Source organism: Phenylobacterium deserti, from assembly GCF_003254705.1.
GTDB classification, from domain to species: Bacteria; Pseudomonadota; Alphaproteobacteria; order Caulobacterales; family Caulobacteraceae; genus Phenylobacterium; species Phenylobacterium deserti.
The window spans coordinates 570,453-593,733 of the sequence record NZ_QFYR01000002.1 but is presented as its reverse complement, the minus strand read 5'-3'; the positions used below and the strand labels follow the sequence as shown (position 1 = coordinate 593,733).

The following is a 23,281-nucleotide window of genomic DNA, read 5'->3' as shown; positions in this document are numbered from 1 at the left end:
CTCGCAGTCTTAGATCGCCGTCTCTTTCGCCCGGTCTATATAGAGACGCCGAAGGCGCATCGCCACGGGTCCCGGAACACCGTTTGCAATCGGCTTTCCATCGACGCTGACCACCGGCAGGACGAGGCTGCCCGCGCCGGTGATGAAGGCCTCTCGCGCGGCCAGGGCGTCGTCCGGCGTGAAGGGGCGCTCGTCCACGTCCAGGCCCTCGCCGCGAATCACCTCCAGCAGGGTGTTGCGGGTGACGCCGCGCAGGATGTTGGCGTTGGTGTCGCGGGTGCGCAGCCGCCCGTCGCGATCGACGATCCAGGCGTTGGACGATGCGCCTTCGGTGACGAAGCCCAGGTCGTCCACGAACCACGCTTCGACCGCGCCGGCTTCGCGCGCCTTCTGCTTGGCCAGGGCGTTGGGAAGCAGGTTCACCGTCTTGATGTCACAGCGTCCCCAGCGGTTTTCGGGCGTCGTGACGACCCCGACGCCAGCAGCCGCGCGTGCGTCGGCCGCAGCCCGGTCGGTGCGGTTCACGGTGATCACCACAGACGGAGGCACCGGCGGATTGGGAAAGGCGTGGTCGCGCTTGGCTACGCCGCGGGTGACCTGGAGATAGGCCAAGCCTTCCGTCACCCGGTTGCGCCGCACGGCCTCCCGCAGCACCAGCGTCAGGGCGCGCCGGCTCATGGGCATCGCGATGCGCAGTTCAGACAGGCTGCGCTCCAGCCGGGCGAAATGCCCCTCCGCGTCGGCGAGCTTGCCGCTGAAGATCGCCCAGACTTCGTAGACGCCGTCGCCCAGCTGGTAGCCGCGGTCTTCGATGTGGACGCTCGCCTGGCCGTGCGGAACGAAGCGGCCGTTCACATAGGCGATGCGTCCCATCAGCCGACTTCTTCCTCGACGGTGCGTCCGCCCGACAGGCCGAGGGACTTCAGCTTGCGGTGCAGCGCCGAGCGCTCCATGCCGATGAAGGCGGCCGTGCGGGAGATGTTGCCGGAGAAGCGGAGCATCTGGGCATTCAGGTACTCGCGCTCGAACACTTCCCGCGCCTCGCGCAGCGGCAAGGCGATGATCCGCTCGGCCCCGAGGCTCGACGCGTGCTCGGCGACCGCGGCTTCGGCGGGCAACATTTCGGCGGTGATCGGATCGCCCGGTGCGCCTGAGGCCAGGATCAGCATCCGTTCCACGTTGTTGCGCAGCTGCCGAAGGTTGCCCGGCCAAGCGCGCACCTGCAGGGCCGCCAGGGCGTCGTCGGCCAGCGTCCGACGGGCCATGCCCGTGGCGTCGCAGATCCGCTCGATGAAGTACTCGACCAGCTCCGGGATGTCCTCCCGCCGTTCGGAAAGTCCCGGAACGTTGACCGGCACGACGTTCAGGCGGTGGAACAGGTCCTCCCGAAACCGGCCGCCGGCGATTTCCGCCCGCAGGTCGCGCGAGGTGGAGGAGACCACGCGCACGTCCACCTGGACGTCCTGGTCGCCGCCCACGCGGCGGAAGCGCTGTTCCACCAGCACCCGCAGGATGCGCCCCTGGGTTTCGCGCGGCATGTCGGCCACTTCGTCGAGGTAGAGAGTGCCGGTGTGGGCCCGTTCGAAGACGCCGATCTTGGCGGGGCGGCCGCCCTCGCCTTCCTCGCCGAAGAGTTCGATGTCCATGCGCTCGGGCGTCATGCCGGCGGCGCTGATGGGCACGAACTCGGAGCGGGCGCGGGCGCTGGCGTCGTGAATCAGGCGGGCCACCGTCTCCTTGCCCGAGCCGGCGGGACCGGAGATCAGCACACGGCTGTTGGCGCCCGCCAGCTTGGTGATCATCTGGCGCAGCTGCTGGGCGGCCACCGAGCGGCCGACCAATCCCTCGGGCGTGATGGCCTGGGCGCGCAGGCGGCGATTCTCGCGACGAAGGCTGGCGGCTTCCAGGGCGCGTTCGGCCACCAGCAGAAGGCGGTCGGACTTGAACGGCTTCTCCAGGAAGTCATAGGCGCCGCGCTTGATGGCGCTGACGGCGGTTTCGATGTTGCCGTGACCGGAGATCATGATCACCGGCAGGTCGGGGTCCAGTTGCTTGACGAGATCGAGCAGCTCCAGCCCGTCCATGCCGCCGCCGCTCATCCAGATGTCGAGGATCAGCAGGGCCGGCTTGCGGGCCCGGACCGCGGCCAGAGCCGATTCCGAGTCGTTGGCGGTGCGGACCGCGTAACCCTCGTCCGAGAGGATGCCAGCCACCAGCTCCCGGATATCGGCCTCGTCGTCGACCACCAGAACGTCAGACGCCATCTTCCACCTCAAGCCATCATCTTCTGGGCGGGCCCGGATGGCCGCACCCGCGCGCTGGCGGGAAGTCGCAGGACGGCCAGCGCACCTTGGCCATTCCTCGCGTCGGCGAGTTCGAGCTCGCCGCCATGGTCTTCCATGATCCGTTTGACGATCGCGAGCCCCAGGCCCGTGCCCTTCTCGCGCGTCGTCACATAGGGCTCGGTCAGCCGGTCACGATCCTTGGCCGGCAGGCCCACGCCGTTGTCTTCCACCTCGAACGCCACGCCGGATTCGTCGCTCACCAGACGCGCCACGATGCGGCCGTCAGGGCGCGGCGCGGCGGAGCGGCGGGATTCGATCGCTTCGGCGGCGTTCTTCAGGAGGTTGGTGAGCGCCTGCGCCAGCATCCGTCCGTCAGCGAGCAGGGTCAGATCCTCGGGCTCCTCCAGCACCACCTCAAGCTCGGGGCTGGCCACCCGTTGGGCGAACACCGCGGCGCGCAGGAGCTCGGCGGCGTCCTGCTCGCTGAACTTGGGCGCCGGCATGCGGGCGAAAGCGGAGAACTCGTCAACCATCCGGCCGATGTCGCCCACCTGGCGCACGATGGTGTCGGTGCAGCGGTCGAAGACCTCCAGTTCGGAGGGCGGCACATCCTTGCGGTACTTCTTGCGCAGACGCTCGGCCGACAGCTGGATGGGGGTCAGCGGGTTCTTGATTTCGTGAGCGATGCGGCGGGCGACGTCGCGCCAGGCGGCGTTGCGCTGAGCCGTCACCAGGCGGGTGATGTCGTCGAAGGTGAGGACCATGCCGTCGTCTGCGCCGCTGGCGCGGACGCGGAGGCGCCGGCTTTCGCGGCCGCGGATGACGTCGATTTCGGTTTCGCGTTCGTCGCCGTTCAGCAGGGGCGCGAACTCCGGCGCCACTTCATGCAGGCGGCGGCCGCGGCCGTGGTCGCCGGGCAGCGCCAGCAGGATGGCGGCCTGGCGGTTGGCGGCGGAGATGCGCCCTTCTCCATCGAGCCCGATCACGCCGGCGCTGACGCCCGCCAGCACGGTTTCGATGAACTGGCGGCGGCTTTCCGCTTCCTCCCCGGCTCGTCTCAGGGCTTCCTGCTGAACCTGAAGATCGTGCGTCATGCTGTTGAAAGCACGAGACAAGACGGCGATTTCTTCCGGATCGCTCTCGGCGTCAACGCGGGCCGACAGGTCCCCGCCGGCGACGCGGCCGGCAGCCTGCACCAGTCGGCTCACCGGGCTGGAGATGGCGTTGGCGGCGGCCATGCCCAGCCACACCGCGCCGATCAGCACCAGCAGGGCGGTTTCGGCATAGCTGAGGGCGAAGATGGTCTGGATGCGCTCGCGGCTGCGGGCGGCGTCACGGTAGCCCGCCAGCGCGCTGTCGGCTTCGCGCATGCGGCCGATGATGTCCGGCTCCAGCGGACGGACCACATAGAGGAAGGCGTCGTCGAAGCTGTTCAGCCGGTAGACGGCGCGCATGGTGTCGGAGGTGCAGCACTCGGCGAAGATCTCGCCGCTTTCCGCCGAGTCGAACGCCTTCTGAGGGGGAACGACATAGGGCGGCGCGCCGGAGGCCTCCGCCCGGGCCAGCACCCGGCCTTCCCGGTCGATCACATAGGCGGCGGGAAAGGCGTGGTAGGAGGCCAGGGCCTCCAGGAACTGATTGAAGCGCAGGGGCGTCTCGCGCATCAGCGAGGCGTCGCGGTTGAGATCCGCCGCCATGGGGGTCACGTGCTCGCCCACATAGCGCTGCTGGTCCTGCAGATAGGAGCGGAACACGGTGGCGGAGTTCTCGACCACGGTCTGCACGCGCTTGGAGAACCAGCTCTCCATGCCCTGGTTGACCAGGACGCCCATGAACAGGGCCACCACGACGGCCGGGGCCACGGCGGCCAGGGCGAACATGGTGACGAATCGCAGGTGAAGGCGGGCGCCGGCGTCGCGCGAGCGGGCGTTGACCAGGGCCGCAAAGCGCAGGGCCACGACGGTGGTCAGCGCCAGGATCAGAATCAGGTTGAAGGCGAGCAAGGTGAGGACCAGCTCGCTGGCCGGCTCCACCGGGCCCGTTTCGGGCGGCGAGGCGGCGAGAAGGATGGCGAGGCCCGTGAGGCCGACCGCCACCGCATAGCCGATGGCCAGCACGACCTTCGACTGCAGCGCCCGCCACAGCCGCCGCGCGCCTTCGCCCTCCCAGAGGTGTTCGGCCAGCAACGCCATCGCGCCTGAAACTAAGACCCTGTGCTCCAAACTCAACAGAGATGTTGCGCAGAAGCGTCAGGCGCGAATGTGGCGGCGGACTGGCCGACGCCTTTGGCGCGCTTACCTGCGGCCGCGGCTCATCTCCACGCCCAGGTCCTGGATCTTCTTGCGCAGGGTGTTGCGGTTGAGGCCGAGGATCTCCGCCGCCCGGACCTGGTTGCCGCGGGTGGCCGACAGGGTCAGCTGGATCAGCGGACGCTCCACCTCCTCCAGCACGCGGTCGTAGAGGCCGGCGGGCGGAATGCCGTCGGGCTGGTCGGCGAAGTAGGCCGACAGCTTGCGCTCTACCAGCTGGGACAGGGTGGCGGGGCCCTCCTGCCCTTCCACCACCGGCTGCTGGTCGGCGAGCTCGCGCTCGACGATGCGGGCGGTGATCAGATCCTCGGCGTAGAGGGCGCAGATCCGGCGGACCAGATTCTCCAGCTCGCGGACGTTGCCGGGCCAAGGGTGCAGCTTCAGCCGCTCAAGGGCCGCGGCGTCGATGGTCTTGGACGGCAGGCCCTCGCGGTTGGCGCGCAAAAGGAAGGCGCGGGCGAGATCGGGGATGTCTTCCGACCGGTCGCGCAGCGGCGGCAGGCGCAGGGGCGCGACGTTGAGGCGGAAGAACAGGTCCTCGCGGAACAGGCCCTGCTGGATCAGGCCGCGCAGGTCGCGGTTGGTGGCGGCGATGATCCGCACGTTGGGGCGGCGGCCGGTCTTGGGGTTCAGCGTCGGCTCCGAGCCGTCGATCACCCGCAGCAGGCGCGTCTGGGCGTCCAGCGGCATGTCGCCGATCTCGTCCAGGAACAGGGTGCCGCCGTCGGCCTCGACCAGCTTGCCGAAGTCGCCGTCCTCCTTGCCGAACAGCTCTGTCTCCACGCGCTCGCGAGGGACGGCGGCCAGGTTGATGACCACGAACTTGCCGTCGCGGCGGCGACCCATGTCATGGAGGGCGCGGGCGACCAGCTCCTTGCCGGTGCCGGACTCGCCGGTGATCAGCACGGTGAGGTCGGCGCCCACCAGCCGGGCGATGGTGCGGTAGACGTCCTGCATCGGCCCGGAGCGGCCGATCAGCGGCAGGCGGTCGTCGCGCACGGCGCGGGCCTGGGCCTTGGAGGCCTCGGGGTCGGCGGGACGGGACAGGGCGCGGCGGGCGGCCGAGGTCATCTCGTCCAGGTCGAAGGGCTTGGGCACGTAGTCGAAGGCGCCCACCTCGGCGGCGTTGACCGCGGTGATGAGGTTGTTCTGCGCGCTCATCACGATGACCGGCAGCTTGGGGCGTTCCTTGCGGATGCGCGGCAGGACGTCGAACACGTTCTCGTCCGGCATCATCACGTCGGTGACCACAAGGTCGCCTTCGCCGTCGGAGACCCACTTCAGAAGGGTGGTGGCGTTGCCCGTGGCGCGGACCTGGTAGCCCAGCCGGGTGAACGCCTGGCTGAGCACCAGCCGGATCGAGGAGTCGTCGTCCGCGATCAGGATCTTCTTGGCAGCAGCGTTCATTCCGAAACCCCCTCCACAGACGCGATCGGCAACAGCACCCGGAAAACGGTCCGCCCGGGTTCGGATTCGAAGTCGATCAGGCCGCCGTGACCGGCGACCAGCTTGGCCACCAGCGCCAGGCCCAGGCCCGCGCCGTTGGCCTTGGAGGTGACAAAGGGCTCAAAGAGGTGTTCGCGCAGGTGGGCGGGCACGCCGGGGCCGTTGTCCTGGATGCGGACCTCGAGGGGGGCGCCGCGCAGGGCCTGGCCCTTGGCCGCGCGCACCCGCACGCCGTGACGGTAGGCGGTGTGGATGCACAGCTCGCCGCGCCCGTCGCCCCGCGAATGGGCCGCCTCGGCGGCGTTCTTCACGAGGTTGAGGAAGATCTGGATCAGCTGGTCCTCGTCGCCGAGCACCGGCGGCAAGGAGGGGTCGTAGTTCTCCTTCAGCACCAGCCCGTCCGCGACGCCGTTGGCGGCGAGCGCCCGCACGCGGTCGAGGATCTGGTGGATGTTGATGGGGGAAAGGTCGGGAAGCTGGTCGTCGGAGAAGGCCTCCATCCGCTCCACCAGCCGGCGGACCCGGTCGGTCTCGTCGACGATGAGCTGCGCCAGGGGCGCGTCCTCGGCCTTGGCGCCGGACTTGAGCAGCTGGGCCGCGCCGCGGATCCCGGCCAGGGGGTTCTTGATCTCGTGGGCCAACATGCGGCCGAGGCCGACGATGGAGCGCAGGCCTGCGGCTTCCGCCCCGCCGCGTTCCGGACCGGTCTTCACCGAGAGGGTCAGCAGGACCGAGCCGTCGCCCAGGGGCGCCGCCGAGCCGTCGGCTTCAAAGGGCGGCAGGCCGAAGAGGCTGATGTGCACCCCCCGCTCCCGGACCCGGGCGTCCTCGTCGAGCGCGCGGTTCAGAAGGGAGACGAGCGCCGAGCCCGGCGGCAAGGCCGCCCGGAAACGGCCGCGGGCCAAAAGGCCGAGCCCCTGCCCGAACAAGGCCTCCGCGGCCTCGTTCACAGCGACCAAGGCGCCATGCCGATCGACGACCATCGCCGGATCGGGGAACAGCTCGAAAGCCGTGGCGCGCAGGGCGTCGTTATCTAGTGGTGAGTCTTGCGTCTGGGTGTTCCCATTCATGCCGCCAGCCTGTGATCCGGAGTTCGCCAGAGGGCGGAAAGCCCCTCTTCGACGGCCCGGGCGTCCTCCAAGCGGCACAGGGCCGCGCGCGCTTCTCGCCGGGCCTGCGCGCACGCGGGCCAGGGGGCGCTTTCGATGTACGAGGCCAGGTGCTTGCGGAAGATCCGAAGGCCCAGGCGTTCGCCATAGAATTCCAAGGTGTCGCGGAAGTGGGCGAGCGCGATCGCAAGGCGCGCCTCAACTTCCGGCTCTTCAAACGGGCGGCCGTCCAGGGCCGCCTCAATCTGGGCGGCGATCCACGGCTTGCCGTAGACCCCGCGGCCGATCATCACCGCGTCCGCGCCTGAGGCGTCCAGCGCCCGGCGCGCGCTGTCCCCGTCAACGATGTCGCCGTTGACGATCACCGGGATGGACACAGCCTCCTTCACGGCGCGAACGGCGGCCCAGTCGGCTTGGCCCTTGTAGAACTGGGAGCGGGTGCGACCGTGCACCGTGACCGCCTTGACGCCCACGGCCTGGGCCCGCGCGGCGAGCTCGGCGGCGTTGCGGGAGCTGTCGTCCCAGCCCAGCCGCATCTTCACGGTCACCGGCGCGTCCACCGCCTGAACGGCGGCTTCCATCAGCCGAACCGCCAGATCCGGCTCGCGCATTAGGGCGGAGCCGCACTGGACGCCGGTCACTTCCTTGGCCGGGCAGCCAAAGTTGAGGTCCACGATGTGCGCGCCGGCCTCGACAGCCATGCGGGCGCCCTGGGCGAAGTACTCGGGCTCACGGCCGACGAGCTGGACAACCATGAGCGGAAGCCCCTCGCCGACCGCCGCGCGGCGAACAACGTCGGGACGGCCGCGCGCGAACTCGGCGCAGGCCACCATCTCGGTTGCGACATAGGCGGCGCCGAGCCGGCTCGCGGCCCTGCGGAAGGGCAGATCCGAAATGCCGGTCATGGGCGCGATCCACGCGCGGCCCTGCACCGTCACATTCCCGACTGCGAGCGAACTGCTCATTTTCTAGTCACCGCCATCGCACTATTTTTATGCATATATGGCGGCGCCGTAAAGCTGGAAGAAACGGGCCGGGCCCACTAAACACGCTCCCATGAGTTTTTCGGCGGTTGTGGTCGCGGCTGGATCGGGTCTTCGCGCGGGCCCGGGGGAGCCCAAGGCATGGCGCATGCTGGGGTCTCGCCCCATGGTGCGCTGGTCCGTCGAGGGCCTGCTGGCGGCTGGCGCGCGCGAGGTCGTGGTCGTGGTCGCCCGCGACCGCCTGTCGCAGGTGGACGCCGCCCTTGAAGGGCTCGAGGGCTGGAGCGCCGTCACCGGCGGCCGCACCCGCGCCGAGTCGGTTCAGGCCGGCCTCGCCGCCTTGACGGCTGGACGCACGGAGGCGGTGCTGGTGCACGATGCGGCGCGCCCGTTCGTCACCGGGGCGCACGTGGAGCGACTGCTGGCCGCTCTGGAGCTTGCGGACGGCGCAGTGCCGGCCCTGCCCGTCCCGGACACGCTGAAGCGCGGCGAAGGCATCATCGACGAGACGGTCTCGCGCGATGGGCTGTGGCGGGCCCAGACCCCGCAGGCCTTCCGCTTCGGACGCCTAAAGGCGGCCTACCGCCGCTGGCCCACCCACGAGGAGCCCACGGACGACGCAGCGGTGATGGAACGGGCGGGCGGCAACGTCGCCATGGTCCCCGGAGATCCCATGCTGATGAAGCTGACCTACCCTGAGGACTTCCTCATGGCCGAGCAGCTGGCGGCCTCGCGGCGCATCGTGCGGATGGGTCACGGCATCGACGCGCACCGCTTCGGCCCCGGCGACGTCGTATGGCTGTGCGGCATCCGGATCGAGCACGACCTGGGCCTGGTGGGCCATTCGGACGCCGACTGCGGCCTGCACGCCCTGACGGACGCCGTTCTGGGCGCCATCGCCAGCGCCGACATCGGAGAACACTTCCCGCCGTCCGATCCCCGCTGGAAAGGCGCCTCGTCGGACCAGTTCCTGCAGCACGCGGTGAGCCTTGTGGCGAAACAGGGCGGCCGCATCCTGAACGCGGACGTGACCCTTGTCTGCGAGCGGCCGAAAATCCGGCCCCACCGCGACGCCATGCGCGCGCGGATCTCCGAACTGCTGGGCATCCCGCTGAACCGAGTGAGCGTGAAGGCCACCACCACCGAGGGCATGGGCTACACCGGCCGCGAGGAAGGCCTGATGGCGCAGGCGGTCGTCTCGATCGAAACGCCGCTCTAGCCGCTCAGCGCAGGCCGCCCATTCGCTCCTTCATCTTGCTCCAAAAAGAGCCGGGCACATTGGTGTAGTCGTCGGTCCAGGGGCGCACCGTCCGCCCGGCGGAGTCGATCCACCGCGTGTCGGCAGCATAGCGCGCGATGGCCTGAGGCGTGCGGCCGACCACCAAGGCGTCCTCGTCTGACTCCCAAGTCGACAAGTTGCCGAACACGCGCCGCTGCTGCAGCAGGGCGAAGCCGCCAGCGGCCCGCGCGGAGGCAAAGGCCGGCGCCTTGAGCTCCAGATTGCGGTTCGACAGGTGAAGGATGAGCACGCCGTCCGGCTTCAGCTTGCCGAGGTAGCCGCGGATCGCCTCCACGGTGAGAAGGTGCGCCGGCACCGCGTCGGACGAGAAGGCGTCGATCAGCAGGACGTCGAAGCTCTCGGCCGGTTGGCGGGCCAGGGTCAAGCGGGCGTCTCCGATCACGTAGTCCACTCGGCCGCGAGCACAGCGCGTCGTGTAGCTGAAGTGCGCCGGATCGCTGGCGATGCGAACCACCAGCGGGTCGATTTCGAAGAAGGTCAGGTGGTCGGGCGCCGCGGCGTAGGCGGCCATCGACCCGGTCCCCAGCCCCACCACCCCCATGCGCATGGCGGGGCGGGTCTCGCCCTGGGTAAGCACCACCTGCCCGATCGGAGTTCCGGGCGTGTAGTAGACCAGCGGCCGGCAGGCGAACTGGGGATTGGTCGCCTGGGCGCCGTGCAGGGTGGTGCCATGGGAGAGCATCCGCACCGCCCCGCCCATGGAGGGCGCATTCACCTCCGACTGCGTCAGGACGCCAAAGAAGCTGCGCCAGTTGCGGGTGTTGGTGGAGCGCTCGGCCGCGCCATGCGCCCCGATGGCAAGAACCGCGACGGCGGCGAAGAACATCAGCGCCCAGCGTCGCAGCAGGACTGCGCAGATCACCGAGGCGCTGATCAGCGCGACGATCATGACCTGGGCAAGCTGGGTGTCGCCGTGCTGAGCCCCGAAGTGGTGACGGAACGTGACCACCACCGGCGCCGCCATGGCGCAGAGCACCCCGACCACCAGGAGCACCCAGGCGCGGGCCGGCAGGTTCCAGCCACCCCACGGCCGCGCCAGACAGGCCAGGGCCAGCACCAGCGGGTATTCCCAGACGTTGTTGAAGATCACCGGCGCGACAAAGGCGTTGAACCCGCCGCCGACCACGCCGCCCACCGACATCCAGAGATAGAACTCCGTCAGCCGGGAGGGGTCGGGCCGCCGCGCCACCAGGGCTTGGTGGCAGACCAGGGCCGAGAAGAAGAAGGCGCCCAGGTTCACGAGAAGCTGCAGGGCGATCGGCAGCTCCATGAACGGCATCATGGCCGCGCATTCGGCCGCCAGCAGGGCATGGAGGAACAGCGCCAGCCCTGGAGACATGAGCGGGCGCGTCTGGAAGGCGATGATGAAGGTGACGAGGTAGAGCGCCAGCGGGATGACCCAGAGGAATGGGGCCGAGGCGATGTCGGTGGTGATGTAGGTGGTCACCCCGAGCATCAGACTGGATGGCGCCGCGGCGAGCGCGAGCCAAGTGAGGCGTTCACGCCAAGAAGCGCGGGCGTGAGGCGCTTTGGCCGCCGGAGCTGCAGGCCCAGCCGAGCGCCCCGCCGCCAATGCAAGCACAGCCATCAGGCCGACGAAGGCCACATAGGCGGCGCTCCACCCCAGCCGCTGCCCGCTGACCGGGAAGACCGGCTCGACCACCAGCGGATAGGCCAGCAAGGCCAGGAGGCTGCCGAGATTGCTGGCGGCGTAGAGCGCATAGGGCTCGCGCCCGTCCGTCTGGCCGCGGGTGCGCGCCCACCAGGCCTGCACCAAAGGCGCCGTCGCGGAGAGTATGGCGAAGGGCGCACCCAATGAGACCGCAAGGACGCCCAGGAGCCAGAGTATCGGGTGATCGGACGACGGCGGGCCGAAAAGCGCGTTGACCCGCAGCGGCAGCGCCACGGCCGCGATCAACAGCGCGCCGACGTGGGTCAAGGCCTGGGCGCGAACCGTCTTCAGCCGCTGAAGCAGGTGGGCGTAGCCATAGCCGGCCAGCAGGGCCGCCTGGAAGAAGGCGAGACTGGTGTTCCAGACCTGCGGACTGCCGCCCTGCAGAGGGAGCAGGAGCTTCGCGATCATCGGCTGAACCAGAAACACCAGCGCGGCGCTGGCGAAGACGGTGATCGCGAACAAGGCGGCCGGCGGCGGCGCAGGTCGGCGGTCGGCGGGGATCGTCGTCATGTGGCGATGTGCCTTGAATCACCGGAGGACGCGATGTTGTGCTTTAGCTGAGCGTTCGACCAGCCGCCTTGCGAGGTTCCCGATGTTCCCCACCGAGATCGCCGCCCTTGCGCGGTTGCTCGTCGACGAGGCGCGCGGCCAATCGGTGCGCATCGCGGCGGCCGAAAGCTGCACGGGTGGCCTGGTGGCGGCGGCGATCTGCGCGGTGCCGGGGGCGTCCGACGTCCTTGAACGAGGGTTCGTCACCTATTCCAATCGCGCCAAGACCGAGATGCTGGGCGTGCCGGGTGACATGATCGCGGACTTCGGGGCGGTGTCCGAACCGGTGGCGCGAGCCATGGCGGAAGGCGCCCTCGCCCACTCCAGCACGCACCTGACGGTGGCGATCACCGGGATCGCCGGGCCCGGCGGCGGAACGGCGATGAAGCCGGTCGGCACGGTGCACTTCGCCACCGCGCGCGCGAACGCGGGCATCATCCACCGGCACGAGGTGTTCGACGGGACGACGCGAGAGGCGATCCAGCTGGCGGCCTTGCGAACCGCGCTGGAGATGCTGCGCGAGCGGCTAGCCTAGACCTGCGCCGGGGGCGCGGCCGACTGGGCCTGCGCCTGGTCCTTGCTGTCGCCGTAGAGCGTCTTCGCCCGGGCCTCGAAGCAGGCCATCAGCTTCTGCACGGCCGTGGAGAAGTTGGCCGCCAGCAAGGCGTCCAGGATCCGCGACTTGAAGGTGAAGTCGATGTCGAACTCGACGCGGGTGCAGCCATGGCCGGCGTCGATGAAGCGCCAGCGGTTGTCGAGCTTGCGGAACGGACCGGACAGCAGGCTGACGTCGATCTGCTTGTTGATCGAGTCGCGGCGCACGCGGGTGGAGAACCGCTCCTTCAGGAACGAGAAGCCGACGCCCGCCTCCGCATCGACGGCATCCACGCCCTCGCTGAGGTTGCGCGGGTTCCAAGTGCGCATGGCGCTGATCCACGGCACGAAGTCCGGATAGCGCTCGACGTCGCCGACCAGCCGCCATAGCTGATCGGGCGTGTAGGGCAGAAGTTTCGAAACGTGGTGACGCAAGAGGCTTGCTCGTCAGGCCGCGGTTTCGCGCGCGATACGCGCCGCCTGCAGACGGGCAAAGTCCTCGCCAGCGTGGTGCGACGAGCGGGTCAGGGGCGAGGCCGAGACCATCAGGAACCCCTTCGCCCGGGCGATTTCCTCATAGGCCTTGAACTCGTCGGGGCTGACGAAGCGATCGATCGCGGCATGCTTGCGGGTCGGCTGGAGGTACTGGCCGATGGTGATGAAGTCGACGCCGGCCGACCGCATGTCGTCCATCACCTGCATGACCTCTTCCTTGCTCTCGCCGAGGCCGACCATGAGGCCGGACTTGGTGAACATGGTGGGGTCGCGCTCCTTCACCCGCTCCAGCAGGCGCAGGGAGTTGTAGTAGCGCGCGCCCGGCCGGATCGACAGGTAGAGCCGCGGCACCGTTTCCAGGTTGTGGTTGAAGACGTCCGGCTTGGAGTCGATGACGAGTTCGGCCGCGCTGACCGGCTTGCGCAGGAAGTCGGGCGTCAGGATCTCGATGGTGGTGGCCGGCGAGGTCAGGCGGATGGACTGAACCACCGCCGCGAAATGCGCGGCGCCGCCGTCGGCCAGGTCATCGCGGTCGACCGAGGTGATGACCACGTGCTTCAGCCCCATCTTGGCCACCGCGTCGGCGACGCGCGCCGGTTCGGTGGGATCAAGGGCGTTCGGCTTGCCCGTCGCGACGTTGCAGAAGGAGCAGGCGCGCGTGCAGATCTCGCCCATGATCATCATGGTGGCGTGGGACTTGGTCCAGCACTCGCCGATGTTCGGACAGGCGGCTTCCTCGCACACCGTGACCAGCCCGTTGGACTTCACGATGTCGCGGGTCGCATTGTAGCCGGACGAGCCGGGCGCCTTGACGCGAAGCCACTCGGGTTTTCGCAGCACAGGCGTATCGGGCCTGTTCTGCTTTTCCGGGTGACGGGGGCGGGCTCCGCCCAGGGTGTCGATGACCACGGCCATGGGCCCTAGATCGGCTCTTGGGCCCGCCGGATCAAGCTTTGATCGCCGGCTGTGGCGCCGCGACGTCTCTTCGCTGTCCGTCGGACGCGCTAGCGTGGCTGCGGGACGAAACGCCAAGGACCAAAGATGCGCCTGACCGCCGCCCTGCTTCTCGCCGCCCTCGCCGGCTCCTCCGCCACCGCACAGCCGGCCGCGACAGCGACCAACGCCTACGGCCGCGCGCCATGGTGGATGGACAAGCCGGTGATCGCCTCCACCGGCTATGTCTGGACTGAGGTCACGGCCAACCGTGCGTTCGCCGCGGCCACTTACCAGGCCGTGGAGCGCGAGGTTGCGGACGCCACCCGGGCGGCCAACGACAAGGTCAAGGCGCTGAACCAGGCTTTGGCCGCCTACGGCGCGGACAAGGTGCGGGTGGAGACCAGCTTCGCCATCACCCCGCTCTACGCCCAATACCGCGACCGCGAAGGCCAGGTGAACGACAACACTCGGGCCGACAAGATCGAGCGCTACCAGGTGAACGCCACCGTGCAGGTGGAAATCCGCGACGTTCGGTTGGCCGAGCGGGTCTACGCCACCCTGCTCGCCGCCAAGCCAGCCTCCACCGAGCGGGTCTACTTCCGCCTGGAGCCGGAGAACGAGACCCGTACGCAGATGTTCAAGCTGGCCGTGGAGGACGCCCGCCGGCGAGCGCAGCTCGCGACGGAGGCGGCCGGCGCGCGGCTCGGCGCTGTACGACTGATCGATCCCACGGCCCGGGCCTGCAACACCGACGTGCTGATCACGGGCGCCGATCAAGGCCAGGACGACACCGCGGCCTACCAGGTCCCGCCGCCCGCGCCGCCGCCTCCGCCACCAAGCTTCCAGGCCCGGCTTCCGGCCGCCGAGCGTGCGGCGCAGGCGGCCGGCCTGTCGCCCGAGAACTACATTGTTTCCCTCAATCCGCCGCTCCAGCGGCTGGAGCAGAAGGCCTGCGTAATCTTCAGCCTAAACTGAAGCTGGGACGTGGGGCTGCGGCCTCACGCCCTGTTACAAATCTTTTCATCCGCATTTCACGGCGATAGGCTCCCCGGCCCACAAGAAGCCGGCCTGGCCGGAGGAGTTGTTCGCTCTTGTCGTCTAGGTTTGATCCCAAACAGGCCCGTACGTCGCTGTTCGACGCCCTGGTCGAGGCGCGCCAGACCTTTGGCGCCAAGAAGCTGATCCTGGAGGACCAGGAACGGCGGCCGATCACCTATACCGACCTGATCCGTGCGTCGTTCGCGCTCGGCCGCAAGATTGCGGCCTTTACCCAGCCCGGCGAGCGCGTGGGCGTCATGCTGCCGGCCAGCGCGGGCGCGGTGGTGACCTTCTTCGCCCTGCACGCCTTCGGCCGCACGCCGACCATGCTGAACTTCACTTCCGGCATTCGGAACCTGAAGGCGGCGTGCGAGCTGGCCGGGGTGAAGCATGTGCTGACCGCCCACCGCTTTATCGAACAGGCCAAGCTGCACGACCTGGTGGATGCGCTGGAGACGCTGACCACGGTCACCTACCTCGAGGAGGTGCGCCAGACGATCGGCCTGGCGGACAAGCTGTACGCGGCGGCCGCCGGGGCGCTGCCGAAGAACTTCCGGGCGCCAGCGCGACCGGACGATCCGGGCGTGATCCTGTTCACCTCAGGAAGTTTCGGCGCGCCGCGCGGGGTGGTGCTGACCCAGGCGAACCTGGTGGCCAACGTCCGCCAGATCGCCACGCACATCGACCTCGATCCCGACTGGGTGATGTTCAACCCGCTGCCGACCTTCCACTGCTTCGGCCTGACAGGCGGGGTGCTGCTGCCGATCCTGACCGGCATGAAGGCGTTCCAGTACCCCTCGCCCCTGCACACCAAGCAGATCCCGCCGCTGCTGAAGGACACTAAGGCGTCAATCCTGCTGGCGACGGACACCTTCGTGAACCAGTACGCCCGTGCGGCCGAGCCGGACGAGATGGCCGGGCTGAAGTTCATCGTCTGCGGCGCCGAGAAGGTCCGTGAGGAAACCCACAACCTGATCGCCGAACGCTTCGGGCCGGTGCCGGTGCTGGAAGGCTACGGCGCCACAGAAGCCTCGCCAGTGATCGCGGTGAACAAGCCGACGGACAACCGCCGTGGCACGGTGGGCGGGCTGCTGCCGGGCATGGAGGCGCGGCTGGAGCCGGTGGAAGGGATCCCCGGCGGCGGGCGTCTGCACGTGCGTGGGCCCAACGTCATGGCCGGCTATCTCACCAGCGCGGGCGGCGTGGAGCCGCCGGTCGACGGCTGGCACGACACGGGCGACGTGGTTTCCCTCAGCGACGACAACTGGGTCAAGATCCTGGGCCGGGTGAAGCGCTTCGCCAAAGTCGGCGGCGAGATGGTCTCCCTGACCGCGGCCGAGGACCTCGCGATCGCTGTATGGCCGGAGTGCCGCCACGCGGTGGTGGCCCTGCCCGACCCGAAGAAGGGCGAGCGGCTGGTGCTGGTCACCGACGCGCGGGGGGCGGACGCCGCGCCCTTGATCGCCCACGCCAAGGCGCTGGGCGCCTCGGAGCTGGCGGTGCCGCGCAAGATCATCAAGGTCACCGAGGTGCCGGTGCTGGGCACCGGCAAGACCGACTACGTGGCCGTCCAGCGGATCGTCGACGCCGAGGGCAAGCGGGCCGCCTAAGATCCGGGTTCCCTCCGGCTTTCCGTAGGTTATGAACGGGCGTGCGGCGGGGGCGCGGCGCCTGTTCAGCCCGGGTGAAGGATGTCGGACAGCTTGATGAGCGATCCGGGCGAGCCGCTTTGCGCGCTACCCCTGGCGGTTCTGGACGGACTGCCGGTGCTGCTGTGCGCGCTGGACCGGGATCACCGGTTCGTGCTGCTCAATGCGCCCTACGCGCGCTGGGCTGGCGTTGAGCGGGACGCAGCGCTGGGGCGGACGATACAAGAGGTGCTGCACCGCCCGCCCGCCCTGGGCGCCCAGCCCTTCATGGCGCGCGTGACGGCCGGCGAGACGGTGGAGTTCGAGACGACAGCGCCCTTCGCGGGCGGCGAGCGGCATGTGCGCTGCCGGATGTGGCCGCGGCGGGTCGGCGGCGAGATCGACGGGCTGTGGTGCGCGGTGGAGGACATCACCGCGCAGGTCGGGGCAGACGAGGCGCTGGCGTCCGCCCTGGACGGCGTGGCCGACGCCTACCTCGGGGTGGACCCGGCCTGGCGCGTGACCTCGTTCAACCGGGCCGCGGAAGCCTTCTTCCAGCGCTCGCGGGCCGATGTGGTGGGCCAGGACATCGACGTGATCTGGCCGGGCGCCCGCCAGTCCGCGAGCGGCCGGCTGCTGGCGCAGGTGATGGAGACCCGGGCGGCGGCCCGGCAGGAGTTGCCGTCGCTGAGTCGCCCAGGGGCGGTGTTCAACCTCGATGTGGTGCCGCTGAGCGCTGGCGGCGTGGGCGTGGTGATCGAGGACGTCACCGAGCGTCGGCGCATGGAGCACGAGCTGCATGTGACGGCGGAGCGCTACCGCCTCGCTGCCAAGGCCACCAACGACGCCATCTGGGACTGGGACCTGGCGGCGAGCCGGATCATCTGGAACGACGCGGTAGGCGCGCGCTTCGGCCACTGGGATGCCGTGGAGGGCACGACGGCCCAGTGGTGGCTGGACCAGATTCACCCAGACGACCACGCCGAGGTGGAAGAGACCATCTTCGGGGTGATCCGCGGCCAGGACGACAGCTGGTCGGCGGAATACCGTTTCCGTTGCGCGAACGGCGCCTATGCCGAGGTGTTCGACCGCGGCACGGTGCTGCGGGACGCCGAAGGCCGCGCGGTGCGGATGATCGGGGCCATGCTGGACCTGACCGAACGCAAGCAGGCCGAGGCCGCTCTGCGGGCCAGCGAAGCCTCATTCCGTTCGCGGCTGAACGCCATCCCACAGATGGTTTGGTCCACGCGGGCTGACGGCTACCACGACTTCTTCAACGACCGCTGGTACGAGTTCACCGGCGTGCCCGCGGGCTCCACCGACGGCGACGGATGGGCGGACGTCTTCCACCCCGAGGATCAGGAACGGATCTGGGCTGTCTGGCGCGAAAGCCTGGAGACCGGCAAGCTCTACGACATCGAGTACCGCCTGCGGCATCGCTCGGGCGAGTACCGCTGGGTGCTGGGCCGGGCCCTGCCGACCCGCAACGAGGCAGGCGAGATCATCCGCTGGATGGGCACCTGCACGGACATCCACGAGTTCAAGCGCGCCACGGACGAGTTGCGCCGAGCCAGCGCCCTGCTCCGACTGATCGGCGACAGCACGCCGGACATGATCTACGCCAAGGACCGCCGGAGCCGCGTGATCTACGCCAACGCCGCGGTGACCAAGGTGGTGGGCCGGCCGCTTGAGGAGATCCTCGGCCACTCCGACGCGGACTGGGCGCCGGATCCGGCGGACGCCGAGGCGATCCTGGCCAACGATCAGCAGGTCATGACGTCCGGCCAGGTGCTGGACGTCGACGAGGTCTTCACCGGACCTGACGGCCAGGTCCGCTACTACCGCTCGGTGAAGGCGCCGCTGATCGACGGCGCGGGCGAGACGATCGGGCTGGTGGGCACCACCAGCGACATGACGGACCGCCGGCGTGCGGCCGAGCGCGAGCGGCTGCTGGCGCGGGAGGTCGATCACCGGGCCAAGAACCTGCTGGCCGTGGTCCAGTCGGTGGTGCGCCTCACCCGCGAGACGGAGGTGACGGCCTTCGCCGAAGCGGTGACCGGACGCATCCACTCGCTGGCGCGCGCTCACAGCCTGCTGGCCGCCTCCCGGTGGGAAGGCGCGGACCTGCGGACCATGATTCGCGAGGAGTTGGAGCCGTTCGTAGACAAGGTGCGCGAGGTCTCCAGCGAAGGCCCTGCACTACGACTGACCCCGGAGGCGGCGCAGATCCTGGCGCTGGTGATCCACGAACTGGCCACCAACGCGGCGAAGTACGGCGCGTTGTCCACGCCGGAAGGGCGGCTGCAGGTGCGCTGGACCACCGACCTGGGCGCTGGCGAGGCGGCCATGCTGAAGCTGGACTGGTGCGAGCGCGGCGGCCCGGCGACCTCCCCGCCCCGACGCCGGGGCTTCGGCTCCACGGTCCTGCGGATGAGTATCGAGCGGCAGCTGCGCGGGAGAGTGCGGCTGGACTGGGGGCAAGCGGGCCTGACCTGCGAGCTGACCATCCCGCTGGCCAACCTCACCTCGGAAGGCCCCGCCACCCTGCCCGATATCGCGCCAGGTTGAGCCCCGTGCGAGTGGCGTGGCGCTTTTCCACTGAAGGTAGATCTGCCAAGCTGGAGCCGAAGAGGTGGCGTGCATGCGCTTGTGGTTGGCATCCCTGATTTTGGCGACGTTTGCGACGGGGGCTGCGGCGGCGCCGGCCCTGCCTGAGCCCGAGTGGGTTCGCAAGCCCACGCCCGCCGAGCTGAAGGCGGTGCTGCCCGCGGAGGCGCTGGCGCAGCGGCAAGGCGGACTTATCGAGCTCGGCTGCAAGGCCACGCCCAACGGCGAGCTGAGCGAGTGCGAAGCCAGAGCGGTCGGCGGCGCGGACGCTCGGCTCGCGCCCGTTGCGGTGTCGCTGGCGCCCCATATCCGCAAGGCCCCGCAGAAGCTCGCCAAGGGCTACGCCGAAGCCTCGGGCGTGATGCTGCGGTTCACCTTCGCCGCGGACGGGCAGCCGGATGTGGCGTTCGCCAAGGTCGTCGAGAACGATTGGATTAAGCGCCCCACCGCCAACGACATCGCGGTGGTCTGGCCCAAGGAGGCGTGGGCGGAAGGCCTGGGCGGGTATGCTGTGGTCGCCTGCAAGGTGACGACCTTTGGACGCATGACCAACTGCCAGGCCGACTCCGAAGAGCCGGCGGGCAAGGGCTTCGGCCAGGCTGCGATCCTGCTCACGCCCCAGATGCTGATGAAGCCGCGCCTGGTGGACGGCGTGCCGGTGGAGGGCGAGGTTCGGATCCCCATCCGATTCAAGTGGGCCGGCGGTGCGACAGGCGGATCGGGCGGTCGTTCCATGGCCCAGGCGGTGATGGTCTGGACGCGAGCGCCGACGGTCGACGAAGTCGCCGCCGCTTACCCTGCAAAGGCGAAGGCGGCGGGTGTCGGCGGAGCGGCGACCCTGGAATGCACGCTGAACCGCAAGGGCGAGCTGCACTCGTGCTCAACGATCAAGGACACACCCGGCTACGACTTCGCCGCGGCCGCGCGCTCCCTGAGCCGGCTGTTCCAGGCGCCGACGGTCGATACGGAGGGCAAGTCGGTCAACGGGGTCGTGGTCCACCTGCCCTTCAGCTTCACGCCGGCCATGCTGAGCGCCGAGAAGCCGGTGGTGGGCAAACCGGAGTGGATGGGCCTGCCAAGCGCGGAAGCCACCAAAGCGGCGTTCGGCGACCTGGGCGGCAAGGCCGGAGTGACCCGCGTGACGCTGGAGTGCACCGTCCAGCAGCGAGGCTTCCTCGACGGCTGCGTGACGCTGCGCGAAGAGCCTGCGGGCGTCGGGGTCGGCCAGCGGGCCCTGGGCGTCGCATCGGAGTTTCGGATGTCCACGTGGACGTCCGAAGGTCTGCCTACCGTTGGCGGCAAGATCCGCATTCCTCTTCGCTATGAGCCGGGGCCGGCGGTCACGCCGGCGGCGCCTGCGAAGTAGCGGGCATGAAAAAGGGGAGCGGCGCAAGCCGCTCCCCTGTTCAGTCGGTCAGTCGCCGATGGATCAGGTGTTGAGCACCATCCCGTAGGCGTCCAGCGAGGCTTCGTGCATGGACTCGCTCATGGTCGGGTGGGCGAAGACCGTGGCGTGGAGCTCGGCTTCGGTGGCCTCCAACGTCATGGCCAGGACGAAGCCCTGGACCATCTCGGTCACTTCCGCGCCGATCATGTGCGCGCCGATCAGAGCGCCGGTCTGGGCGTCAAAGATGGTCTTCACGAAGCCCTCGGTCTCGCCGGACGCGATCGCCTTGCCGTTCACGCGGAACGGGAAGCGGCCGACCTTGATGGCGAGGCCCTTTTCCTTGGCCTGCGCCTCCGTCACGCCGACCGAGGCGATCTGCGGGTTGGAGTAGGTGCAGCCGGGGATCGGGCTAGTGAGATTGGTGGGCTTGAGGCCCGCGATGTGCTCGATGCAGTGGACGCCCTCGTGCGCCGCCTTGTGGGCGAGCCAGGGGGGGCCTGCGATGTCGCCGATGGCGTAGAGGCCGGCAACGCCCGTGGCCCCGTGGCTGTCGGTGACCACGTGGGTGCGGTCGATCTTCACGCCCAGGGCCTCGAGGCCGAGGTTCTCGACATTGCCGACGATGCCAATGGCGACGATGGCGACGTCGGCCTGCAGGCTTTCGCCCTTGCCGTCCTTCTCGATGTCGACGGTGACGCCCTGCCCGGTCTTGGACAGCTTCTTCACCGAGGCGCCGACGCGGAATTTAATCCCGCGCTTCTCGAAAGCCTTCTGGGCCGTCTTGGAGACCTCCTCGTCCTCCACCGGCACGATGCGCGGCAGGGCTTCGATGACGGTCACCTCCGCGCCCAGGGCGCGGTAGAAGCTGGCGAACTCGATGCCGATGGCGCCCGAGCCGATCACGATCAGGCTCTTGGGGGCGGCCTTGGGCACCAGGGCCTCACGGTAGGTCCACACGCGCTCGCCGTCGGGCTCCAGGCCGATGGCGGGGATGGTGCGGGCCCGGGCGCCGGTGGCCAGGATCACGTGCTTGGCGGTGATGGTGCGCGAGCCGCCGGCGTTCAGGGCGACGACGACCTTGGGCGCCGGAGAGCCCTTCTCGAGCTTGGCGACGCCCTCGATCACCTCGATCTTGTGCTTCTTCATCAGGAAGCCGACGCCCGAGTTGAGCTGGGCGGCAACCTTGCGCGAGCGATCGACGACCTTGCTGAAGTCGAAGCCGCGCTTGTCCACCGACAGGCCGTAGTCGGCCAGATGGTCGAGGGTCTCGTAGACCTCGCCCGACTTCAGCAGGGCCTTGGTCGGGATGCAGCCCCAGTTCAGGCAGATGCCGCCGAGCTTCTCGCGCTCGATGATGGCGGCCTTCATGCCGAGCTGAGAGGCCCGGATCGCAGTCGTGTAGCCGCCCGGCCCGGAGCCGATGACGATGACGTCGAAATCCATCTCACTCACCTCAGACGATCATCGTGATCGGGTCTTCGATCAGGGCCTTGAAGGCCTGCAGCCAGCGCGCGCCGACCGCCCCGTCCACGACGCGGTGGTCGCAGGTCAGGGTGACGGTCATCACGGTGGCGATGGCGAGCTGGTCGCCCTTGACCACCGGGCGCTTCTCGCCGGCGCCGACCGACAGGATGCAGCCCTGGGGCTCGTTGATGATCGAAGAGAAGGTCTTGATGCCGAACATGCCGAGGTTGGACACCGAGAAGGTGCCGCCCTGGAACTCGTCCGGCTTCAGCTTGCGGGCCCGGGCGCGAGCGGCCAGGTCCTTGGCTTCCGTGGCGATCTGCGCCACGCCCTTGGTCTCGGCCTTGCGGATGATGGGGGTGATCAGGCCACCCTCCAGCGCCACCGCCATGGCGATGTCGGCGTGGTGGTGCATGGCGATGCCTTCTGGGGTGTAGGAGGCGTTGGCCTCCGGCACCTGCTTCAGGGCCGCCGCGACCGCCTTCATGACCAGGTCGTTCACGCTGACCTTCACGCCCTGCTTCTCGAGCATGGCGTTGATCTTGACGCGGGTGGCCAGCAGCTCGTCGATCTCCAGATCGACGGTGAGCGGGAAGTGCGGGATGTCGCGGAAGCTTTCCGTCAGGCGGCGCGCAACCGTCTTGCGCATGCCGTCCAGCGGGATGAGGTCGTAGGTGCCGGGCGCGATGCCGAGCTGCTCCAGGCTTTTGACCTGAGCGGGCGCAGCGGCCGGTGCGGGCGCGGCCTGCGGCGCGGCGGCCGGCGTCGGCGCGGCGGCCGGAGCCTTGGCCTGACCAGGCTGGGCCTTGTCCACATCGACCTTCACGATGCGGCCGTGCGGGCCGGTGCCGGTGATGGCGGAAAGCTCGACCCCCTTCTGCTCGGCCAGCCGGCGAGCCAGCGGCGAGGCGAAGATGCGTTGACCACCCTGAGCCTTGGCCGCCGCGGGGGCCGGCGTGGCGGCTTCCGTCTTGGCGGCCGGAGCGCCCTTGGCGACCGGATCGGTGGTCTGCTCGCGCTGGGCGCGGGCATTGTCGGTGTCGGGCGTCGGCTTGGCCGGCGCGGTGGAGGCCGGCGCCGGGGCCGCGGCAGGCGCGGCGCCGGTGGACGCGTCGTCGCCGCTCAGACGCGCGATGGGGCTGTTGACCTTTACCCCTTCCGTGCCTTCGGCCACGAGGATCTCTTCGACCGTGCCCTCGTCCACGGCTTCCACTTCCATGGTCGCCTTGTCGGTCTCGATTTCAGCGATCACATCGCCGGAGCGGACCTGGTCGCCGGGCTTCACGTGCCACTTGGCGAGGGTGCCCTCCTCCATGGTGGGCGACAGGGCGGGCATGAGTACGTCGATAGGCATGCGTCAGCTGCTCGGTTGGGCTGCGGTCCGGCCCGCAAGGCGTCCGGTTCCGGTGTCCACACGGATCAGGATCGGACGGCGCGCCGCCTGCGATCCGGACCCTTGATGGTGGAGAGACGACG

General features: G+C 69.3%; 17 protein-coding genes. 6 read left to right on the top strand and 11 right to left on the bottom strand.

Going from position 1 to position 23,281, the window contains the following annotated elements; all coding sequences use genetic code 11:
- Positions 1-9: 9 nt before the first annotated feature.
- The 6 genes from DJ018_RS12480 to dusB form a co-directional block, all read right to left on the bottom strand.
- The gene (locus tag DJ018_RS12480) at positions 10-873 is read right to left on the bottom strand and encodes a D-amino-acid transaminase (RefSeq protein WP_111515270.1); all 864 of its coding nucleotides are present in this window, start codon (positions 871-873) and stop codon (positions 10-12) included.
- Positions 873-2,264 (bottom strand): nitrogen assimilation response regulator NtrX, encoded by a 1,392-nt coding sequence (gene ntrX / locus DJ018_RS12475; protein ID WP_111515269.1) that lies wholly within the window; start codon positions 2,262-2,264, stop codon positions 873-875. The genes DJ018_RS12480 and ntrX overlap by 1 nt, the downstream gene beginning before the upstream one ends.
- An 8-nt stretch (positions 2,265-2,272) precedes the next feature.
- On the bottom strand, positions 2,273-4,477 hold the full coding sequence (locus DJ018_RS12470; RefSeq protein WP_111515268.1) for a sensor histidine kinase NtrY-like: 2,205 nt from the start codon (positions 4,475-4,477) through the stop codon (positions 2,273-2,275).
- Positions 4,478-4,579: 102 nt separating this feature from the next.
- Entirely contained in the window at positions 4,580-6,001 is a 1,422-nt protein-coding gene (ntrC, locus tag DJ018_RS12465) for a nitrogen regulation protein NR(I) (RefSeq protein ID WP_111515267.1), read from the bottom strand.
- Complete coding sequence (locus tag DJ018_RS12460; protein ID WP_111515266.1) at positions 5,998-7,110, bottom strand: two-component system sensor histidine kinase NtrB; 1,113 nt, start codon at positions 7,108-7,110, stop codon at positions 5,998-6,000. The genes ntrC and DJ018_RS12460 overlap by 4 nt, the downstream gene beginning before the upstream one ends.
- A complete protein-coding gene (dusB, locus tag DJ018_RS12455) occupies positions 7,107-8,114 on the bottom strand; it encodes a tRNA dihydrouridine synthase DusB (RefSeq protein WP_111515265.1) in 1,008 nt (335 codons plus the stop codon). Before dusB ends, DJ018_RS12460 begins: the two co-directional genes overlap by 4 nt.
- 91 nt (positions 8,115-8,205) lie before the next feature.
- Between dusB and DJ018_RS12450 the strand changes: the two genes are divergently transcribed.
- The gene (locus tag DJ018_RS12450; RefSeq protein ID WP_111515264.1) at positions 8,206-9,351 is read left to right on the top strand and encodes a bifunctional 2-C-methyl-D-erythritol 4-phosphate cytidylyltransferase/2-C-methyl-D-erythritol 2,4-cyclodiphosphate synthase; all 1,146 of its coding nucleotides are present in this window, start codon (positions 8,206-8,208) and stop codon (positions 9,349-9,351) included.
- Positions 9,352-9,355: 4 nt separating this feature from the next.
- Here the strand turns inward: DJ018_RS12450 and DJ018_RS12445 are convergent, their stop codons facing one another.
- Positions 9,356-11,617, bottom strand: a complete 2,262-nt coding sequence (locus DJ018_RS12445) for a fused MFS/spermidine synthase (protein WP_111515263.1) — start codon at positions 11,615-11,617, stop codon at positions 9,356-9,358.
- A gap of 82 nt (positions 11,618-11,699) precedes the next feature.
- Between DJ018_RS12445 and DJ018_RS12440 the strand changes: the two genes are divergently transcribed.
- The gene (locus tag DJ018_RS12440) at positions 11,700-12,191 is read left to right on the top strand and encodes a CinA family protein (RefSeq protein WP_111515262.1); all 492 of its coding nucleotides are present in this window, start codon (positions 11,700-11,702) and stop codon (positions 12,189-12,191) included.
- On the opposite strand, the gene DJ018_RS12435 is transcribed toward DJ018_RS12440, so the two are convergent.
- Positions 12,188-12,685 (bottom strand): type II toxin-antitoxin system RatA family toxin, encoded by a 498-nt coding sequence (locus DJ018_RS12435; protein ID WP_111515261.1) that lies wholly within the window; start codon positions 12,683-12,685, stop codon positions 12,188-12,190. The genes DJ018_RS12440 and DJ018_RS12435 overlap by 4 nt on opposite strands.
- Before the next feature lie 12 nt (positions 12,686-12,697).
- Entirely contained in the window at positions 12,698-13,660 is a 963-nt protein-coding gene (lipA, locus tag DJ018_RS12430; protein ID WP_111515260.1) for a lipoyl synthase, read from the bottom strand.
- A gap of 126 nt (positions 13,661-13,786) precedes the next feature.
- On the opposite strand from lipA, the gene DJ018_RS12425 reads away from it, so the two are divergent.
- From DJ018_RS12425 to DJ018_RS12410, 4 genes are all read left to right on the top strand, one after another.
- Entirely contained in the window at positions 13,787-14,656 is an 870-nt protein-coding gene (locus DJ018_RS12425; RefSeq protein WP_111515259.1) for an SIMPL domain-containing protein, read from the top strand.
- A gap of 116 nt (positions 14,657-14,772) precedes the next feature.
- Entirely contained in the window at positions 14,773-16,329 is a 1,557-nt protein-coding gene (locus DJ018_RS12420) for an AMP-binding protein (protein ID WP_111515258.1), read from the top strand.
- 96 nt (positions 16,330-16,425) lie between these two features.
- A complete protein-coding gene (locus DJ018_RS12415; RefSeq protein WP_165842906.1) occupies positions 16,426-18,915 on the top strand; it encodes a PAS domain-containing protein in 2,490 nt (829 codons plus the stop codon).
- A 73-nt stretch (positions 18,916-18,988) separates the two neighbouring features.
- On the top strand, positions 18,989-20,320 hold the full coding sequence (locus DJ018_RS12410; protein ID WP_111515256.1) for a TonB family protein: 1,332 nt from the start codon (positions 18,989-18,991) through the stop codon (positions 20,318-20,320).
- Between the two features lie 63 nt (positions 20,321-20,383).
- On the opposite strand, the gene lpdA is transcribed toward DJ018_RS12410, so the two are convergent.
- Together lpdA and DJ018_RS12400 are read right to left on the bottom strand one after the other, a co-directional pair.
- A complete protein-coding gene (gene lpdA, locus DJ018_RS12405; RefSeq protein ID WP_111515255.1) occupies positions 20,384-21,784 on the bottom strand; it encodes a dihydrolipoyl dehydrogenase in 1,401 nt (466 codons plus the stop codon).
- A gap of 10 nt (positions 21,785-21,794) precedes the next feature.
- Positions 21,795-23,159, bottom strand: coding sequence for a pyruvate dehydrogenase complex dihydrolipoamide acetyltransferase (locus DJ018_RS12400; protein WP_111515254.1), 1,365 nt, complete (start codon positions 23,157-23,159; stop codon positions 21,795-21,797).
- Positions 23,160-23,281: the final 122 nt, after the last annotated feature.

Bases quoted from the DNA above. Each gene is read 5' to 3' on its own strand.
- DJ018_RS12480 (WP_111515270.1), bottom strand. From the start codon at position 873: ATGGGACGCATCGCCTATGTGAACGGCCGCTTCGTTCCGCACGGCCAG.
- ntrX (WP_111515269.1), bottom strand. From the start codon at position 2,264: ATGGCGTCTGACGTTCTGGTGGTCGACGACGAGGCCGATATCCGGGAG.
- DJ018_RS12470 (WP_111515268.1), bottom strand. From the start codon at position 4,477: ATGGCGTTGCTGGCCGAACACCTCTGGGAGGGCGAAGGCGCGCGGCGG.
- ntrC (WP_111515267.1), bottom strand. From the start codon at position 6,001: ATGAACGCTGCTGCCAAGAAGATCCTGATCGCGGACGACGACTCCTCG.
- DJ018_RS12460 (WP_111515266.1), bottom strand. From the start codon at position 7,110: ATGAATGGGAACACCCAGACGCAAGACTCACCACTAGATAACGACGCC.
- dusB (WP_111515265.1), bottom strand. From the start codon at position 8,114: ATGAGCAGTTCGCTCGCAGTCGGGAATGTGACGGTGCAGGGCCGCGCG.
- DJ018_RS12450 (WP_111515264.1), top strand. From the start codon at position 8,206: ATGAGTTTTTCGGCGGTTGTGGTCGCGGCTGGATCGGGTCTTCGCGCG.
- DJ018_RS12445 (WP_111515263.1), bottom strand. From the start codon at position 11,617: ATGACGACGATCCCCGCCGACCGCCGACCTGCGCCGCCGCCGGCCGCC.
- DJ018_RS12440 (WP_111515262.1), top strand. From the start codon at position 11,700: ATGTTCCCCACCGAGATCGCCGCCCTTGCGCGGTTGCTCGTCGACGAG.
- lipA (WP_111515260.1), bottom strand. From the start codon at position 13,660: ATGGCCGTGGTCATCGACACCCTGGGCGGAGCCCGCCCCCGTCACCCG.
- DJ018_RS12425 (WP_111515259.1), top strand. From the start codon at position 13,787: ATGCGCCTGACCGCCGCCCTGCTTCTCGCCGCCCTCGCCGGCTCCTCC.
- DJ018_RS12415 (WP_165842906.1), top strand. From the start codon at position 16,426: ATGAGCGATCCGGGCGAGCCGCTTTGCGCGCTACCCCTGGCGGTTCTG.
- DJ018_RS12410 (WP_111515256.1), top strand. From the start codon at position 18,989: ATGCGCTTGTGGTTGGCATCCCTGATTTTGGCGACGTTTGCGACGGGG.
- lpdA (WP_111515255.1), bottom strand. From the start codon at position 21,784: ATGGATTTCGACGTCATCGTCATCGGCTCCGGGCCGGGCGGCTACACG.
- DJ018_RS12400 (WP_111515254.1), bottom strand. From the start codon at position 23,159: ATGCCTATCGACGTACTCATGCCCGCCCTGTCGCCCACCATGGAGGAG.